We start from the raw sequence: 18,533 nt of genomic DNA, 5'->3' as shown, positions 1-18,533 counted from the left end.
TGCGCTAAAAACCACTCTCCCTCACGCCCAACGCCGCCAACCGGCGCCAGGCGGTGCCCAGCAATGACTCACTGCCGCCCTGCAACACCACCAACCCCCGCAATGGCTGCACCGGGGTGGCAATGCTGTCGAGGACTTTGAGCCGCACCGCGTATTGCGCTTGCACAGGCTCGGCACGCTGGCTCTGATCGCGGCGCACGGCAATCGGCCCGTGGTGGTCGGAGGTCAGCGCTTCCTGATCGACAACCGCCGCGCCGTTGGTGTCGACTTCAGTCAACTCGACCGCCACCGCCGGGTGCATCGGATCCTCGGCGATAAACCGCCCCGTCGCACCGGGTGCAACCCGCCACAGCTCGGCTTCGGCCAGATAACCGCGCAGCCGCGCGCCCTCTTCGACAACCCGGGCCAGCGTCTCCTTGGGTGACAACCAGCGGCCAACCGCCAGTTGCGGCAGCAGATCGCGCACCTGACCGGCCTGGGGCGCCCGCAGCAGCAGGCGCTCGCGCTGCGCCGCCAAACCGCGATACTCGGCCACCGCCTCCGCCAGCCGTTGTTCGACGATGCCGGCATCGGCGGCGGTTTCGCTGCGTCCGGCCTGACGGCGCATCTGCAATTGCTGGATCTCGATTTCCCGGCGCGCGATGGCCTGACGCGAATCCAGGTCCGGCGACTCCAGCTCAATCAACACATCGCCCTGGGCGACGATCTGCCCGTCGCGGACATTCAACTGCTTGACCCGTGCCGCCACCGGCGCATGCAAGGCACTGACCCGGCCAGCCTCGAGCATGCTCGGCAGTTCCACCGCGCTGCGCCACGGCAGCACCAGCACGGCAATCGCCGCCAGCAACCCCAGGCCACTGAGCAATGCCCGAGGTGCATGGGCCTGTTCGCGGCGACTCCACCATTCGCGCCATTCGCGCGCAATCGGCAGGAAGATGAACCACACCAGCTCGACCATCATCAGGAAGATCCCCAACAATTTGAAGAACAGGTGATACACCGCCAGCGCAATCCCGAAAAACAGCACCGCGCGCCACAGCCACGAGCCGTATCCCCACCACAGCAAACGCCGCTGCATCGACGGCGACCAAGGCTCCGGTGCCGGCGCGCCGTAACCGAACAGCGCCTCGCGCAATCGCCAACGACACAAGGCAAATGCCCGACCCTGAAGGTTGTCCACTTCCCAGAAGTCGCTGAGCAGAAAATAACCATCGAAACGCATGAACGGGTTCAGGTTGACCGCAAGCGTAGTGAGCCAGGTGGCACTGGCGAGCATGAACGCCGCCGTCCGCGCCGGCCCGTCCGGCAACAGTGACCAGGCGAGCAAGGCGATACACGCCAGCAACAACTCGGCGAGCACCCCGCCCGCGCCGATCAGCAACCGCGCGCGCCGATCATTGACCCGCCAGGCGTCACTGACGTCGGTGTAAAACATCGGCAGCAGCACCATGAACGCCACCCCCATGCTCTGCACCCGACAACCGGCGCGCTTGGCCATGAAGGCGTGGCCGAACTCATGACAGAGCTTGGCAAAGAACAACGCCACCCCGAACGCCAACGCACCGCCAAGACTGAACAAGTGCGGGAAGGTCGCGATAAAGCGCTGCCAGTCCCGCGACACCAGAAATACCCCCAGACCCAGGGTCAGCGGCAAACCATAACGCAGCGCTCCAGGACCAAAACGCGCGAGCCATGGCCAGGCACGATTGAGGAAAGCGTCGGGGCGCCACAGTGGAATCCGGAAGAACAGGTATTGGTGCAGCAAGATCTGCCAGACACTCTGACGCTGCGCCGCGGCCTTGAGGCCATAACTGTCGCGCTGTTGCGGGTCGAGGGCGGAAATCAGGTCGTGGGCGCGCAAAAAACTCAGCAACTGCTCAAGCTCAGCGACGTCCAGCGGCAAGCCCGGTTCGCGATTGGCGGCGCGCAGCACTTGCTCGGGATCGCCCAACGACCAATGACGCAGCAAGCGCATGGCCGCGGCACCGAGCTTGAAGTAGCGCCCACGCAGCGGGTCGGCCAAGGTCCAGCGCGGCGATCCGTCCAGCGCCGGGGCGGCCATCTGCAACTGTAAATCGGCACGCAGGCTGGGCAATGTCATCTAGAGACCTACACTTTGGCGCAAGCCGGCCAGCGGCTTGCGCAACAGGTACAGCGCCAGCGGCGCGCGATCGCCGAAGATTTTCGCCGTACCGCGCAAGCCGATACGCGGCGGCGCGGCCTCGAAACTGGCGTCGAGCCGGTACGCCAACTGGCCACCGGCCGTCGGTTGCGCTTCATAGGCCGAGCGTTCGAGTCTGGCCAAATGCCGTTGCAACGGATCGCTGTCGAGAAACAGCGCCACCTGCGCGCCCGGCTCCAGTGCAATCGCATCGCCGACCGCCAGTTCGATGCGCAATTCCGCCTGGCTCGGGTCGGCGATTTCCATCAGCCGCTCGCCGGTCTGCACTGGTTTGCCGGTCCAGCGCTCGGCGTCGGCAAACACCGCAATGCCGTCGCGCTCGGCACGCACTTCACTGCGTTTGAGCAGTTCATGGGCGTAATCGCGTTCGGCACGCTTCTGCTCGACCCGTGCAGCCAGCAAATCAATTTTCGAACTCGACTCGGCGTCGGCAAAGGCGCGCTGGGCGTTGGCCTTGAGCTCGGCTTCTGCCACACCCAAGGCCCGATCGGCGACATCCGCCTGGGCTTTGAGCGTGGTGCCTTCGAAACGCAGCAACAGGTCGCCGGTTTTCACATTCTGGTTGGGTTTTACCAGGAACTCGGCGATCACCCCGTCCAACGGTGCCGCCACCACCCGACCGCCGAGCGGCACGACTTCGGCCGGCGCCAGCACCGACTGGCGTACCGGAATCAACAAGCCCAGCACCAGCACCGCCGCCAAGGCGACCTGACGCTTGCGAGTCCAGCGCAAGCGCCACGGTTGACGCGGTTGCAGCGCCAGCCAGGCGTGGCTGTAGGTGTCGCCCAGTTGCGACAGCAGCACTTGCTCGGAAGGATTCCACGGTACATCGCGAGCCAGCCACAAACCGCCGAATACCTGCCCCTGGCGATCAATCAGCGGCAGCCAGAACACCTGGGCGGCAGAAAGACTTTGCCAGTCGGCCTGAATCGGGCCGCTTAACGCAGAGGCCGGTATAACCCGCGCCTGCTTCACCAGCTCGAGCTTGAACAACTGCGCCACCGCTTGCTCGACGAACGCTACAAACGGCGCATTCGGCTCCACGGCACTGACACCGGTGATCGCCCGCACCTTGCCGGCGATCAACAGCGCCGCGTGACGAAAGCCGAACAAGGATTGACCGTCGTTCGCCAGGCTGTAGGCCAGTTGGTCGGTAGTGCGCGCGGCGCGGGTCTGGCGCTCCAGCTCCAGTAAGCGCGCGAAGACCTGCTCGGCGCCACCCGTGACAGGCGCGTTCATTTGAGCTCCGCGAAGCGCGCCGTGCCGCTCATCCCGGCCAACAAGCCGCTGGCGTTGGGCACCGTTGCGACCAGCAGCAAGGTCTGGCTGCCTTCGTCGATTCGCGCACCGAGGCGTTTGACCGTGGCGTCGATGGGCTGGCCGGTTTCATCGGGAACGAAGCTGAAGGTCTGTCCGGGCTTGAGTTTGCCCATCCAGCGCGAGGGCACCAGCAGGTGGATTTCCAGGCTGCGGTTGTCGACGATGTCCAGCAGCGGCGCACCGGCGGCGACGCTTTCATAACGCTGAACCTTGCGTTCGACGACCTGGCCGTCAAACGGCGCGACGACGCTGCAGCGTTTGACCTGAACCTGATAAACCTGAGATTGCGCCTGGGTTTCGCTGAGTTTGGCTTCGGCTCGCGCCACTTCGAAACGCCCGACCGAGTTCAACGAAGCGAGTTGTTTGTTGTGGGCCAACTCTTCGCCGGCACCCCGGCTGGCGGCCTGCGCGGCGTTGAGCTGCGCCTGAAAGGCCGAGCAATCGAAACGCGCCAGGGTGTCGCCCTTCTTGAAGGACTCGCCTTCACTGAACGGCAACTCGACAATTCTGCCGGGCAGTTCACTGGCAAGTACCGCTTGATCGCGAGCGCGCAACACACCGCGGGCTTCGCTGCTGGTTGTGGCGTGACTGCCTGCAGTGCTGCTTTCCAGCAGCGGATCGTCTGGCACGGGCGTTTGCGCCTGTGCTACGCCTGCCAGCCCGATCAAACCTAACGCCAAACCACGAAAACGCTGCATAGCTGTGTCTCCCTGACAGATGGTCGGAGTCTACGACAGACTCAACAAGCGTCAAGCAATTAGCCATCACTGCCCGAAATTGCGGCTCGGCACTGCTAAATCGAGATCGGCACGCGGTATGATCGCGGCCTCGATTTCAGCGTTTGCGGATTAAGGACAATTCATGCGTATCGGTCTTCTGTCGCCCCTCGCTCTGGCACTTGCCACAACCTGCGCACTCCCGGCCCACGCCAGCTACGATCAGGACGCCTGCACGCCTGAACTGTCGCTCGGCGGTGACGGGCGCTGCAACAATGTGGCGTTCCTCAACCCTGGCAACGACAGCCGCGCCAATTTGCGCTTGTTGCTCTCCGATCAGGGCGCGCTAGCGCTGAACCCGGCACCATTGAGTGATTTTGACCGCGAGGCCGGCTACGGCCCGGTGCCGTTCAACCTCGGACGTCTCGACTCACCGTCAGCTCCTGCACCGACGCCCCCCCCTGAATCGGCCCCGGTTTCAGTGCTCGATGAGCCCCTGCGCCAACTCGGCATCAGCCACGAAGCCTCGACCATTGCCGGCAATCAGTTCATCGAAGGCGAAGGCAGCCGCTGCCGCAGCAACAGTGAAGAAAGCGCCGCCGCGTTCCTCGCGCAACTGCTGAAAACCACTCAACTGCCCGCCGAAGAACGCCAAAGCCTGGCGCAAGGCCGCCTCCAGATGCTCGCCGCATGCAGTTGGGACGCCGATCAACTGAACAGCCTGCTGCCCGCTTCAATCACCTCGGAACCGGGCAAAGCCTTCCTCACGTACCTGCGCGGCGCGGCGCAGTTCTATGGCGGCCAGTTCGCCGAGGCCACACAAACCTTCGCCAGCCTGAACAACAGCGAACAGCCTTGGCTCAAGGAAACCGCGCTGTACATGGCCGCGCGCATTGCGCTCAACGCGGCCCAGCAAAACGCTTTCGACGAGATGGGTCTGCCGACGCTCGAGCATGTGGATAACGCGAACCTGCAATTGGCCGAAACCGGTTTCGAGACCTATCTGAAAACTTATCCACAGGGCGAGTACAGCGCGTCGGCCAAAGGCCTGATCCGCCGCGTGCACTGGCTGGCCGGCGAAGATCAGAAACTCGCCGATGACTACGCCTGGCAACTCACCCAGGCCACTGACGCCCAGCGCAACAAAACCCTGCCGGAACTGGTGGAAGAGGTCGACAGCAAACTGCTGACCCAGCCGGACAACGGTATTCAGGCGCCGCTGCTGCTGGCGGTCAAAGACTTGTTGAGCATCGGCACCTACCAGACGCCTTTCAACCTCAAGACGCTGCAAGCGCAGAAAGCCTCGTTCGCCCAGCAACCAGCGCTCTACGACTACCTGCAAGCCGCGGTGTTGGTGTACCTCGAGCAAAATCCCGAGCAGGCACTGAACGTCCTCCCGGGCAGCGTCCCGGACAAGCTCGACTACCTGGCCTTCAGCCAACAGATGCTGCGCGGCATCGCCCTGCATGAGCAGCGCAAATGGCCGGAAGCCGAAGCGCTGTGGCTGGAGTTGCTGGGCAAGGTCAAACAGCCGTTGCAGCGCGAGCAGGTCGAACTGGCGCTGGCCTTCAACTATGAGCTCAGCCAGCGGCTGGGCAAAGTGTTCGCCGCCGACTCACCGATCAAGACACCTGCCGTGCGTTATCGCCTGCAACGGCTGGTGGCCGACGCCCCACTGCTGCGTGAGCAATTCAACCAGGGCGCGGACGCCACCGAGCGCAACAGCGCGCTGTTCGTGCTGCTCTACAAAGAGTTGCTGCGCAGTCAGTACGCCGAGTTTGCCGAAGACTTCAAACGACTGCCGGCCGAGCCGTCGACGGACAAACTCGGCGTGAGCATTGGCTATTTCTACAGCACCGGCCAACCGCTGACGATGTTCCGCTGGCAGGGCGACAAGGCTGAATCGGGTTACCACTGCCCAAGCATCGCCGAGGTTGCCGCGACCCTTCAGGCGGACGGCAAGAACCCCAAAGGCCTGAACTGCCTGGGTGAGTTCATCCTGCGCAATGGCCTCGACAGTTCACCGCTGGAAGCCAAACCCAACAAGTCCGAACTCGGTGCCACGGGGTCGGCATTCAAAGGCGAGATCTACTCCCGGCACGAAGGTTATCGCCAGGTCATCGACAACGCCAAAGCGCCGAAGGAAGACCGCGCCTATGCATTGTTCCGCGCCATCAACTGCTATGCGCCCTCGGGCAATAACAGCTGCGGCGGCAAAGACGTCGAGCCGGCTGTGCGCAAGGCCTGGTTCCGCCAGCTGAAAAGCGGCTTTGCCGATACTCAATGGGGCAAGTCGCTGCAGTATTACTGGTAAGCCATGAGAGATTTCCTCAAAGGCCTGGCGCTGCTCGCACTGCTGGTCAGCGCCCCGGCCTTTGCGGCCGTCGACGCCCGCGAGTACGACGCCTTTTGGCTGTGGAGCGGGGTCAACACCCAGCCGGTGCTGGCCCAGGCCAAAACCCTGTACGTCCTGCAAGGGCAGATCAGCGAATCACGCCGCATGCCTCAGCGCGGCGTGCGCTTCATCGCCCAAGGCATCGCCATCCCGCGCCTGACCCAGGGCGAAGTCTGGGTCACCTACCGCGCCCACACGCTACGCTGGCCGGAACCGGTCTACCAACAATTGCTGGGGCAGGTGCAGCGCTGGCAACAGGCGGGTAACCCGGTGGTCGGCATCCAGATCGACTTCGACGCCCGCACCCGCTACCTCGACGAATACGTCAGCTTCCTCAAAGACCTGCGCCAACGCCTGCCCGCCCAGTATCGCCTGAGCATCACCGGCCTGATGGACTGGAGCAGCCACGCCGATCCGCAGGTGATCGGCCAACTCAAAGGCGTGGTCGACGAAGTGGTGGTGCAAACCTACCAGGGTCGCCACAGCATCCCCAACTACGCCGCCTACCTGCCGAGGCTGAACAGACTCGGCTTGCCGTTCAAGGTCGGGCTGATTCAGGGCGGCGAATGGGAAGCGCCGGGGTATTTGAAGGACAGCGAGTGGTTTCGCGGGTATGTGGTGTTTTTGCAGAATCGGTAGCCTAGCGCTGCATTCCCCAGCGCTTCACTGTCACTCGCTCCAAAGTGTCGAACACCAGGTTCTCCACCAGCAAACCGATGAGGATCACCACCGCCAGCCCGGCGAAAACCTTGTCGGTGTACAGCTCGTTGCGGTTCTGGAAGATGTACCAGCCCAGGCCACCCTTGCCGCTGGTAGCGCCGAACACCAGCTCGGCGGCGATCAGCGTGCGCCAGGCGAAGGCCCAGCCGATTTTCAGTCCGGCGAGGATCGACGGCAACGCGGCGGGAATCAGGATGAACAGCACAAACCGGATGCCCTTCAGGCCGTAGTTGCGGCCGGCCATGCGCAAGGTTTCCGAGACCCCGAGAAACCCCGCATAAGTGTTCAGGGCCAAGGCCCAGAGCACCGAATGCACCAGCACGAAAATCAGACTGTTCTGCCCCAACCCGAACCACAGCAGTGCCAACGGCAACAAGGCAATCGCCGGCAATGGGTTGAACATCGAGGTCAGGGTGCTCAGCAAGTCGCGGCCGAACTGGGTCGACACGGCCAGTGTGGTCAAGGCAAACGCCAGGACGATACCGATCAGATAACCCTTGAGCAGCACAACCAGCGAAATCCCGACCTTGCCCAACAACTCTCCGCGGAGCAGTCCGTCGTACAGCGCACTGCCGGTTTGCAGGAAGCTCGGCAGTAACAGGTCATTGTTCTGATAGCGGGCGACGGCTTCCCAGAGCACCGCCAGCAGTATCAGGATCAGGCTTTTACGCAACCAGCCCTGCTGCCAGAGGCGCTGGCCAAGGGGCAATTCGCGCTCCAGCGCAACGCTCGACAGGGGTTGCAACTCAACTTCGTATTCTTGACGTACAGTCGATGAATGGCTCATCGGGCACTCCTCCAGCCGCTCAATAAGCGATGCGGATATCGTTGAAGTCCAGTTCTGGATCGCTCTCGGCAGACTGGCCTTCATCGAACAACAGCCGATGAATGCGTCGTGCCGACTGCTGAAACGCCACGCCGCCAAGGCTCTGCAAATCGTATTGATGGCTGTGGATTTCCGCCCGCACCCGACCGGGATGAGGCGACAGCAGCAGGATCCGGTTCCCCACCACCAGCGCCTCTTCGATGGAGTGGGTGACGAACAACAGGGTGAAACGCACCTCCTCCCAGAGCAGCAATAACTCTTCCTGCATCTTGCGTCGGGTCAGTGCATCGAGCGCGGCGAATGGCTCATCCATCAGCAGGATTTTCGGCTGCATGGCCAAGGCCCGGGCAATCGCCACCCGCGCCTTCATGCCACCGGACAAGGTATGTGGATAGGCATCGGCAAATGCCGCCAGCCCGACCTTGTCGAGGTAGTGCAACGCCCGTTCTTCAGCCTCGCGACGCTTGAGGGTTTGCGAGGCCAGCAGCGGGAACATCACGTTCTGTTTGACGGTTTTCCACGGTGGCAGTTGATCGAACTCCTGAAACACCACAATCCGGTCAGGCCCCGGCGCACTGACGGCCTGACCTTGCAGGCGGATCTGCCCTTCACAGGGTGCAATGAACCCCGCAACGGCCTTGAGCAAGGTCGACTTGCCGCAGCCGGACGGGCCAAGCAGCACAAAACGATCGGCGGGATCGACCTCGAAGCTGACCTGATGCGTTGCCCGCACCACCCGTTGCGGCGTGCGGTATTCAAGGCTGACGTGATCGACCGCCAGCAACGCCTGGGGGCTGGCGATCGGGTTGCTGGCCGTGTGGCCTTGCAAGAGAGCGTTCATGGCAATCAGCTCCCTTGCAGTGGTTTGGCGTCCTGGAAGAAGTAGTCCTTCCACGAGTCCGGCTTGTTCTTGATCGCGCCAACGCGGTAGAGGAATTCGGCCAACGGATATGTGTTTTTCGGCGTGACGCTGAATTCGAACTGCGGGTTGTCGATGATTTTCAGCAGCGCGGCGCGGTCGATTTTCGCTTTGGTCACCCGCAGGTAAGTGTCCGCCGCCGCGCCCTTGTCCTTCTGGGCGAACTCGGCGGCTTCGGTCAGGGCTTCGACGAAGGCCTTGTAGGTTTTCGGGTTCTCGTTGCGAAATTTTTCGGTGGCGAACAGCACGGTCGGCGAGTTAGGGCCCAGTAGGTCATAGGTGTTGAGCACGACGTGGACGTTAGGGTTTTCCAGCGCCTGATCCTGGAACGGCGGGTTGGAAAAGTGCCCGGTCAATTCAGTGCCGCCAGCGATCAACGCAGCCGTGGCGTCCGGGTGCGGGACGGCAATGGTGTACTTGTCGAGGCGATTGAATTCCTTGTCACCCCACTGTTTGGCCGCCGCGTACTGGAGGAATCGCGACTGTACGGAAACCCCCACCGCCGGCACCGCGATACGGTCCTGCTCGGTGAAATCGGCGATGGTTTTGACCTTCGGATTGTTGCTCACCAGGTAGTACGGGAAGTTACCGAGCGAGGCCACGGCCTTGACGTTCTGCTTGCCGTGGGTGCGGTCCCAGATGGTCAGCAACGGACCAACACCAGCACCGGCAATGTCGATGGAACCCGAGAGCAACGCGTCGTTGACCGCCGCACCACCGGAGAGCTGGGTCCAGTCGACCTCGATGTCGATGCCCTCTTCCTTGCCGTGCTTCTCGATCAGGTGCTGGTCGCGGACCACGTTGAGCAACAGGTAAACGATGCCGAACTGTTCGGCGATGCGGATTTCGCCTTCGGCGTGCGCCGCAGACGGTGCGATCAGACTCCCGGCGAGCAGACTGAAACCCAGACCGATGGCGGCGGCCAGTGGCGCGAATGGAATACGTTTGGACATGGCAGGTATCTCCGAAATGCAGCCGATCAAAAAGGCGCGTCGCCCTGGATGGTGGTGCGGTAGAGCTTGCGGCGCAGATGAGGCGGGCAACCGGCGGCCAGGTGAATCAGCGAGCGGTTGTCCCAGAACACCAGGTCGTGGGGCTGCCATTGATGGCGGTAGATGTTTTCCGGCAGCACACTGTGGGCGTAGAGCTCGGCCAGCAGTTGCCGGCTTTCGTCTTCCGGCAAACCGACAATGCGGGTGGTGAAGCCCTCGCTGACAAAGAGTGCCTTGCGACCGTTTTCCGGGTGAGTACGAACCACCGGATGCACCACTTCGTTGACCTGAGCGAGTTGCTCCGGGGTCAGGGTCGGACGCCAGTTGCCTTCGAATTTGCTCTCGCTGTAACGCGCGGTATAGGAGTGCGCAGCAGAGCGTCCTTCGACCGCTTTGCGCAACGCTTCGGGCAGGGTGTCCCAGGCTTTGTGCTGGTCGGCGAACAGCGTGTCGCCACCTTCGGACGGCAGCTCCTGGGCGTGGAGCATCGAGCCCAGGCTCGGCAGTTCTTTATAGGACAGGTCGGAGTGCCAGAACTTGCCGGCGTCACCGAGGCCGATGGCCTGGCCGTTTTCGATGATGTTGGAAACGATGAGGATTTCCGGGTGATGGGCCAGCAGAAATTGCTTGAGCACATGGATCTGCAGCACACCAAAACGGCGGCTGAAGGCGATCTGTTGTTCGGGGCTGATGCGCTGGTCGCGAAACACCACGACGTGGTGATCCAGGTGCGCGCGGTGGATGCGGGCGAAGTCCTGGTCGTTGATGGGCAAGGCGAGGTTCAGGCCGATGATTTCGGCACCGACAGTCCCACTGAACGGGCGGATCTCAAACGATTGCGGCGCGAGTCTCGCGGCGCTGGGCGAAGCGGACAGTACAGGCATACATCACTCCCACGCAGAGCACGCTCAATGGCGTGCGCGTCGATCAGAAACTCACGGGGGACCCGTGTGGGTTCATTTCGTGCGGCACGCCGATTGGTCGGTGGGTACGCAGGGGTTTGACTTTATAGATATAAGAAAGAGTATTTAAATACCGTTAATGAATAACGATATGGCTTTTGAAATGCGCCGCTATTGAGGCACTCATCGCGAGCAGGCTCGCTCCCACACGGGATCGTGCCAGGCACATATTTTGTGCGCGCGGCAGATCCCCTGTGGGAGCGAGCCTGCTCGCGATGGGGTCATCAGCCCTGCCAGAGACTAGCGCTCGTGCAACGCCTCTGCCCGCGCCTTGATGATCGGCTTGAGCAGGTAGCTGAGGATGGTCTTCTTGCCGGTGATGATGTCTACCGAGGCGACCATGCCCGGAATGATCAGCAAGGGTTTCTCATCGGTGCCCAAGTGGCTGCGCTCGGTGCGCAGCTTGATCATGTAGTAGGTGGTTTTCTTGTCTTCGTCGGTGATGGTGTCGGCGCCGATCTGTTCGAGCTTGGCTTTCAGGCCACCATAGATGGTGTAGTCATAGGCCGTGAACTTGACGATGGCTTCCTGGCCCGGGTGCAAAAACGCGATGTCTTGCGGACGGATCTTCGCTTCCACCAGCAGGGTGTCGTCCAGCGGGACGATTTCGACCATGTCACTGCCGGGCTGGATCACGCCGCCGATGGTGTTGACCAGCAGTTGCTTGACGATACCGCGCACCGGCGAGGTCACCAGCGTCCGGCTGACGCGGTCTTCCAGCGCCTTGCCGGTCGCCTTCGCCTTGTTCAGGTCGGTACGGGCCTCGTTGAGCTGGGTCAGCGCCTCACTGCGGAACTTGCCACGGGTCTCGTCGATCTTGCGCTGCACTTCCTTGATCGCCGACTCGGCACGGGGGATCGCCAGGGTGGTGGCGTCCAGTTGACCGCGGGTTTCGACTTCGGCGCGCTTGAGTCGCAGCACTTCCACCGGCGACACCGCGCCTTGAGCCACCAGCGGCTCCGACATGTTGATTTCCTGACGTTGCAACGCCAGACCGCTGCGGTACTGCGCCTGCTTGGAGGTGAATTCGCGCAGTTCCTGTTGTTTCTGGATGAGTTGCTCCTGCAGGCCGCCGACTTCATCGTGCAATTGCTGGCGACGGCTCTCATAGAGTGATTTTTCGCTGGCGGCCTGACCGGGCACAGCTTTCATTGCGTCGTCAGGAAAGCTCAGCGGGCGGTCGTCGACTTCGGCGCTCAAGCGTTCCACGCGCAGCAACATCGACAGACGGTCGGCTTCGGTTTCGCCAACGTTGGACTGAAAGCGCGTGTCATCCAGACGAATCAACGGCGCACCGGCTTCGACGATTTGCCCTTCGCGAACGAAGAGTTCAGCGACGATACCGCCCTCCAGGTTCTGGATTTTCTGAAGTTTGGAGGATGGAATCGCCTTGCCATCGCCTTTGGTGACCTCATCGATCACCGCAAAGTTGGCCCACAACAGCAGGAACAGAAAGAAGCCGATGATGGCCCAGATGGTCAAGCGGACCACTCGCGGGGCGTCTTCGATCAGCGCCTTGTTCACCTCGGGCAAGGGTTGGCCTTGCAGTGATTCGGAGCCTTTGAAGTAACGGCGGATCGAGTCGCGCATTCCGGACTTAAGCAACACTGATCTGCCCCTTCTTCAACGCTTCCATCACCGAGGCTTTTGGACCATCAGCCAGTATTTGCCCGCGATCGATCACCAGCAACCGATCGACCAGCGACAACAACGATGCCCGGTGCGTCACCAGCACCACGGTCTTGTTCTCTACAACGGCTTGCAGGCGTTGTTTCAAGCGTTCTTCGCCGGTGTTATCCATGGCGCTGGTCGGTTCGTCGAGCAGCAGGATCGGCGGATTGAGCAGCAGGGCACGGGCCAGGGCCACGTTCTGACGCTGACCGCCCGAGAGGTTTTGCCCGCGCTCGCCGACTTGCAATTCATAGCCTTGCGGGTGCAGACGAGCGAATTCGTGCACACCGGCCAGTTCGGCGGATTGCAGTACCAGCTCGTCTTCCATGTAGCGGGCGCCGGAGACCAGGTTGTCGCGCAATGTACCGGCGAGCAACTGGATGTCTTGCGGCACATAGCCGATGTTGTGGCGCAATTCACTGACGTCGATCTGACGGATATCCACACCATCCACCAGCAACGAGCCATCGTCCGGCTGATACAGACCGACCAGCAGTTTGGCCAGCGAGCTCTTGCCCGAGCCGCTGCGGCCGATGATGCCGATCTTTTCACCCGGTTTGATGATCAGGTTGATGTTCTTCAGCGCCGGGTTCTGTTGACCCGGGTAGGTGAAGTTCAACTGACGGCACTCGATGCCACCCTGCAGGACTTTACGGCTCAGCGGGCGCTCTTCGAAGTTGCGTTCTTGCGGCAACTCCATCATCTGGTCGACCGAGGTCATGGTGACCCGCGCCTGCTGATAACGGGTCAGCAGACCGGACAACGACGCCAGCGGGCTGAGGGCTCGACCGCTGAGCATGTAACAGGCGATCAGGCCGCCCATGCTGAGGTTGCCGGCAATGATCTGGTAAACGCCGAAGACGATCATGATCACCCCGGCCAGTTGCTGGATCAGCAGGGTGATGTTCATCGCCAGGCCGGAAAGCATTTTCACCCGCAGCTCGAGGCGGCTGAGGGTACCGATGGTCTGCTCCCACTGATACTGACGCTCGCTTTCAGCGTTGTTGACCTTCACCGCATCAAGCCCGGCGAGGGTTTCGATCAGGCTCGACTGGCGCTCGGCCCCCAGCGCCATGGTTCGTTCCATGGTCGCCACCAGCGGCTTCTGCAACGCGTAGCCGATCAGCAGTGCAATCGGGAACGCCAACACCGGAATCCACACCAGGTGCCCGCCCAGCAGGGCGATCACCAGGAAAATCAGCAAGGTGAACGGCAGGTCGATCAGGCTGGTCAGGGTCAGCGAGGCGAGGAAGTCACGCAGGCTCTGAAACTCGTGGATGTTCTGGGCAAAGCTGCCGACCCGTGCCGGGCGGTACTTCATGGCCATGCCAACGATCCGCTCGAACAGCGTCGCGGAGATGATCAGGTCGGTTTTTTTGCCGGCCAGGTCCAGGCACAGACTGCGCAGGCTTTTAAGGATCAGGTCGAACAGGTAAGCCCCGGTGATGCCGAGGGCCAGCACCCACAGGGTCGCCTCGGCCTGGTTCGGCACCACGCGGTCATAGACGTTCATCACGAACAGCGGCGCGGCCATGGCGATGATGTTGATCAGGAAACTGGCAGCGATGGCGTCGGCGTACAGCCAGCGCGAGCGCTTGAGGGTGTCGCGGAACCAGGAACGCGCGCGCGGGATCAGCGTGCCGTGGTTCACATCGAATTTATGTTGAGGCTGGGCGAAGAATGCTTGCCCGGTGTAATCGTCAGCCAGCAGTTCGCGACTGACGTGAACTTCACCGCCATCGCTTTCACTGAGCAGCAGACGCGCCTGGTCATCGCCGAGCCAGCCCAGCAGCACGGCACTGCGACCGTCCTTGAGCAGCAACAGTGCCGGCATGGCAATCGCCGGAATTTGCGCCAGCTTGCGTTGCAGCACCCGCCCTTGCAGGCCGGCGCGGGCCGCCGCACGCGGGAGCAACTCGACACTCAGGCGCTGCTTGGGCAATGGCAGACCGGTGGTCAGCATCGCCGCGCTCGCCGGTTTCTGGTGCAGCGTGCAGAGGGCTAGCAGGCCGTCCAGTAACGGATCGTCGTGCAACGCGCGTGGATCATGACGGAGATGAACTCGACTGGCTTCTGATTCCACGCTTGGCACTCTTGGCTAACTAACTGGAAGGATCTGCTCAATTCATGCCGGGCAGTTGGACCTTGGTCTTCACATCGTTCGACACGACGGAGGCCATGGGTGCAACTACACCCTGACTTTTGAGCAATTCGCCCATGGTCGCCTTGATTCGATATTGAGTAAATAACTGAATGTTTTTGATATCCGCCAGACGACGGGAAGCGGTAAACAGTTCGTTCTCGCTGTCGAGCAAGTCGAGCAAGGTGCGTTGGCCCAAGCTGAACTGCTGCTGATACGCGGTGCGCACCGCACTGCTGCGATCGACATATTGCTGGGCGATCGGCACTTGGGCGTTGGCGTTGTTCAGGGCATTCCAGGCCAGGCCCAACTCTTCGTTCAACACGCGCAAAGCATTGTTGCGGATATCCAGCGCCTGGTTCGACAGATAGGACTTGGATTCCAGATCAGCTTTGTTGCTACCGCCGGAATACAGGTTGAAGCGCATGCGCAACATGGCCTGCCATTCATTGTTATGACCGACCATGCCATCCAGATTATTGTCGGCGGTGCGGCCCAGCTCGGCATCGAAACGTGGGTAGAACGTCGACTTGGCAGCATCGTACTGCTTCTCGGCCGCGGCAATATCGGACTCGGCGGAACGCAGCACCGGGCTGTTCTCAAGCATTTGCTGGCGGGCTTCATTCAGGTTCGCCGGCAGCAGCGCAAGGAAAGGGGCCGGACGTTCCAGTTGATCGGGCATCTGACCCACGGCGCTGAGGAAGTTGGTCTCGGCGTCCGCAAGATTGGTCTGCTCGGTGATCAGGTTGTTGCGGGCCTGGGCCATACGCGCTTCGGCCTGATCGAGGTCAGCACCGCTGCCCACGCCACGCGAGGTGCGCAGTTTGATCTGGTCAAAAATCCGTTCGTGGCTTTTCAGGTTCTCTTCCGCCAGGTGCACGAACTCACGACGGGTCAGCACGTCGAGGTAAACTTGGGCCACAGTCAGCGCGGTGCGCTCGGAAGTCCCCAGCAACGAGTAGGCGCGGGAGTTGACGGTGGCTTGTTGACGCCCGACTTCGCTGGATGTCGCAAAACCGTCAAAAACCATCTGCTGCAAGCGCACGCTCGACTCGCCGCGGTTCAAGGTTTCCCAATGATTGTTGCCGGCGCCAGCACGAGTGGTCGGGTTGTCAGTGCCTTCACGACCATACCCCCCAAGCAGATCGACCTTTGGCAGGTAGCCACCCTGAGCGGCTCTGAGCTGATAATCCGCAGAAAGACGACTGTTCACGCCAGCCTGGACTTCCGGGTGGACATCCAGTGCTTGTTGCATGGCTTGAGGCAGGGTTTGGGCTTGTACAAAACTGGCGGCAAGTACAAAAGGTAGAGCCTTGAACAGGTGTGAGCGCATATAAGAATTTCCCTGGACTTCTTGTCTCAAATCACAGCAGATCGCAGTGCTGCGACGGAAAATGGCAACCGAAATGACCGTATGTCGGAAAGTTAAAAACCAGAACTGGGTCACACGCTGCCGGCAGGTCGTCACACAAATATCAATGTGACATTACCGGGGCGATTGTTTAGGATGGCACCCAGAAGGTCAATAGTTTGGCACAAAGTTAATCGCGAAAAAAACCAGCCAAATTATTGACGTGGCGGCGTCAAATTAATGCGCCCCACTTTGAAAGTACGTCCAGACTGAATTGGCAGACAGCCTCTTCAGGTCTATGGAAGCCTACTGAACGGAACACTTGGAGAGTCCTCAATGAGCAGTGTTGTTGCCATCGTCAAAAGCATTGTTGGTCAAGTTTTCGCGGTGTCCCCGGAGGGCATCAGACGTGTGCTGATTGAGGGTGACCGACTGTTCACGGGTGACCAGCTCGATACCGGTCCGACGGGCGCGGTGACGCTTGAACTGGCCGACGGCCGCACGCTGGACCTGGGCCGCGATACCCAGTGGAGCGGCAGCGCTCCGGACTCCAGCACTGACTTGGAACAAGCCACCGCGCAAGCCGCGCCTTCGGTAGCAGAACTGCAACAAGCCATCCTCGCGGGCGTCGACCCGACCACTGATATAGAAGCCGCCGCCGCAGGCCCGACTGCAACAGGCCCAGGTGGTGCTGCTGGCGGAGGCCACAGCTTCGTGGCACTGGACGAAACAGCTGCCCGCGTAGCCCCGACCATTGGTTTTCCGACCGCAGGCATTGGCACAAGTACTTCCGCCGCCGACGTCACTACGGGTGGCCAGAACACCAATAACGGCACCAACGTGCTGGTCGGCTCGACACTGAGCCTGAGCGCTACATCGACCATCACCGAAGCCGGTGGTGTGCTGGTTTACACCGCAAACGTCACCCGGGCGCCGCTGACTGACCTGAGCATCACCCTGTCCAATGGCTCGGTCATCGTCATCCCGGCCGGCCAGGTCAGTGGCAGCGTCAATGTTCCGCTGGCACCGAATGACAGTGTCTACAACGACCCGCACCAGATCACCGTCAATGTCACCGGCACCACCGGTGGTGGCGGCCTGGTGCTGACTGTCGATCCGACACCGGCCGTCACACAGGTCACTGACACGATTGATACCACCACCGTCACCCTGACGGCAGGCTCGACTGTCACCGAAGGCGGGCAGATCACCTACACCGCCACCTTGACCAACCCGGCACAAACGCCGGTCACCGTAACCCTGTCCAACGGTTCGACCATCACCATCGAAGCCGGTAAAACCACCGGCACGGTGAACGTCGACACCCCGGCGAACGACGTTTACAAGAACGGCAGCACGGTCAGCACCACCATCACCGGGACTACCGGTGGCAACTTTGAAAACCTGGTACCAGGCACCACGCCAGCCGTTACAACGATTACCGATTCGATCGATAACACCGGGTTGAGCCTGACGGCGACCGGTTCGGTGGTTGAAGGCGGGCAGATCACTTACACCGCGACCCTGAGCAATCCGGCCGGCACCGCGATGAGCGTGACCCTGTCGAACGGCGCCGTGATCAACATCGAAGCCGGTAAAACCAGCGGTTCGGTGGTGGTCGACACCCCGGCCAACGACGTCTACAAAAACGGCAGCACTGTCAGCACCACCATTGAAAGCACCACCGGTGGCAACTTTGAACAGCTGACCCCGAGCACCACCCCGGCCGTCACCACCATCACCGATTCGATCGACAACACCGGTCTGTCCCTGGCAGCCACCGGTTCGGTCACCGAAGGTGGTCAGATCACCTACACCGCGACGCTGAGCAATCCGGCCGGCACCGCCATGAGCGTGACCCTGTCGAACGGCGCCGTGATCAACATCGAGGCCGGCAAGACTTCCGGTTCCGTGGTGGTCGACACTCCAGCGAATGACGTTTACAAGAACGGCAGTACCGTCAGCACCACCATCGAAAGCACCACCGGTGGCAATTTCGAGCAGCTGACCCCGAGCACCACCCCGGCGGTCACCACCATCACCGACTCGATCGACAACACCGGGCTGAGCCTGACGGCGACCGGTTCGGTCACCGAAGGTGGTCAGATCACTTACACCGCCACGCTGACCAATCCGGCCGGCACGCCGATGACTGTCACCCTGTCGAACGGTGCGGTGATCAACATCGAGGCCGGCAAAACCAGCGGCTCGGTGGTGGTCGATACTCCAGCCAACGACGTTTACAAAAACGGCAGCACCGTCAGCACCACCATCGAAAGCACCACCGGTGGCAATTTCGARCAGCTGACCCCAAGCACGACGCCGGCCGTCACCACCAT

12 protein-coding genes and 1 pseudogene are annotated in these 18,533 nt (G+C 61.6%); 3 read left to right on the top strand and 10 right to left on the bottom strand.

Annotation, left to right across the window (positions count from 1 at the left end; translation table 11 throughout):
- Window positions 1-4 precede the first annotated feature (4 nt).
- From AC1DIH_RS27165 to AC1DIH_RS27155, 3 genes are read right to left on the bottom strand one after another with little or no spacing between them, the layout of a single operon-like run.
- Window positions 5-2,101: an efflux RND transporter periplasmic adaptor subunit gene (locus AC1DIH_RS27165; RefSeq protein WP_477773950.1), complete on the bottom strand. Its 2,097-nt coding sequence runs from the start codon at window positions 2,099-2,101 to the stop codon at window positions 5-7.
- The gene (locus AC1DIH_RS27160; protein ID WP_477773949.1) at window positions 2,102-3,421 is read right to left on the bottom strand and encodes an efflux RND transporter periplasmic adaptor subunit; all 1,320 of its coding nucleotides are present in this window, start codon (window positions 3,419-3,421) and stop codon (window positions 2,102-2,104) included.
- A complete protein-coding gene (locus AC1DIH_RS27155) occupies window positions 3,418-4,200 on the bottom strand; it encodes an efflux RND transporter periplasmic adaptor subunit (RefSeq protein ID WP_477773948.1) in 783 nt (260 codons plus the stop codon). Before AC1DIH_RS27155 ends, AC1DIH_RS27160 begins: the two co-directional genes overlap by 4 nt.
- Before the next feature lie 163 nt (window positions 4,201-4,363).
- Between AC1DIH_RS27155 and AC1DIH_RS27150 the strand changes: the two genes are divergently transcribed.
- The gene (locus AC1DIH_RS27150) at window positions 4,364-6,532 is read left to right on the top strand and encodes a PA5441 family protein (protein WP_477773947.1); all 2,169 of its coding nucleotides are present in this window, start codon (window positions 4,364-4,366) and stop codon (window positions 6,530-6,532) included.
- Between the two features lie 15 nt (window positions 6,533-6,547).
- Window positions 6,548-7,252 (top strand): annotated as a pseudogene (locus AC1DIH_RS27145) (DUF3142 domain-containing protein); the annotation flags it as partial.
- A 1-nt stretch (window position 7,253) separates the two neighbouring features.
- On the opposite strand, the gene AC1DIH_RS27140 reads toward AC1DIH_RS27145, so the two are convergent.
- The 7 genes from AC1DIH_RS27140 to AC1DIH_RS27110 form a co-directional block, all read right to left on the bottom strand.
- A complete protein-coding gene (locus AC1DIH_RS27140) occupies window positions 7,254-8,120 on the bottom strand; it encodes an ABC transporter permease (protein WP_477773946.1) in 867 nt (288 codons plus the stop codon).
- A 19-nt stretch (window positions 8,121-8,139) separates the two neighbouring features.
- Window positions 8,140-9,000, bottom strand: a complete 861-nt coding sequence (locus tag AC1DIH_RS27135) for an ABC transporter ATP-binding protein (RefSeq protein ID WP_477773945.1) — start codon at window positions 8,998-9,000, stop codon at window positions 8,140-8,142.
- A gap of 5 nt (window positions 9,001-9,005) precedes the next feature.
- A complete protein-coding gene (locus AC1DIH_RS27130; RefSeq protein WP_477773944.1) occupies window positions 9,006-10,031 on the bottom strand; it encodes an ABC transporter substrate-binding protein in 1,026 nt (341 codons plus the stop codon).
- Window positions 10,032-10,057: 26 nt separating this feature from the next.
- On the bottom strand, window positions 10,058-10,954 hold the full coding sequence (locus AC1DIH_RS27125) for a TauD/TfdA dioxygenase family protein (RefSeq protein WP_477773943.1): 897 nt from the start codon (window positions 10,952-10,954) through the stop codon (window positions 10,058-10,060).
- Window positions 10,955-11,272: 318 nt separating this feature from the next.
- On the bottom strand, window positions 11,273-12,640 hold the full coding sequence (locus tag AC1DIH_RS27120) for an HlyD family type I secretion periplasmic adaptor subunit (RefSeq protein WP_103319975.1): 1,368 nt from the start codon (window positions 12,638-12,640) through the stop codon (window positions 11,273-11,275).
- Entirely contained in the window at window positions 12,630-14,786 is a 2,157-nt protein-coding gene (locus tag AC1DIH_RS27115; RefSeq protein ID WP_477773942.1) for a type I secretion system permease/ATPase, read from the bottom strand. The genes AC1DIH_RS27120 and AC1DIH_RS27115 overlap by 11 nt, the downstream gene beginning before the upstream one ends.
- A 37-nt stretch (window positions 14,787-14,823) precedes the next feature.
- A complete protein-coding gene (locus tag AC1DIH_RS27110; protein WP_477773941.1) occupies window positions 14,824-16,176 on the bottom strand; it encodes a TolC family outer membrane protein in 1,353 nt (450 codons plus the stop codon).
- Window positions 16,177-16,530: 354 nt separating this feature from the next.
- On the opposite strand from AC1DIH_RS27110, the gene AC1DIH_RS27105 reads away from it, so the two are divergent.
- Window positions 16,531-18,533, top strand: a 2,003-nt coding sequence (locus AC1DIH_RS27105; protein ID WP_477773940.1) for a retention module-containing protein, incomplete at its 3' end; no start/stop codon positions are given.

It is taken from the genome of Pseudomonas sp. 05N36 (assembly GCF_056397385.1).
This window is presented reverse-complemented; position numbering and strand designations above follow the sequence as displayed.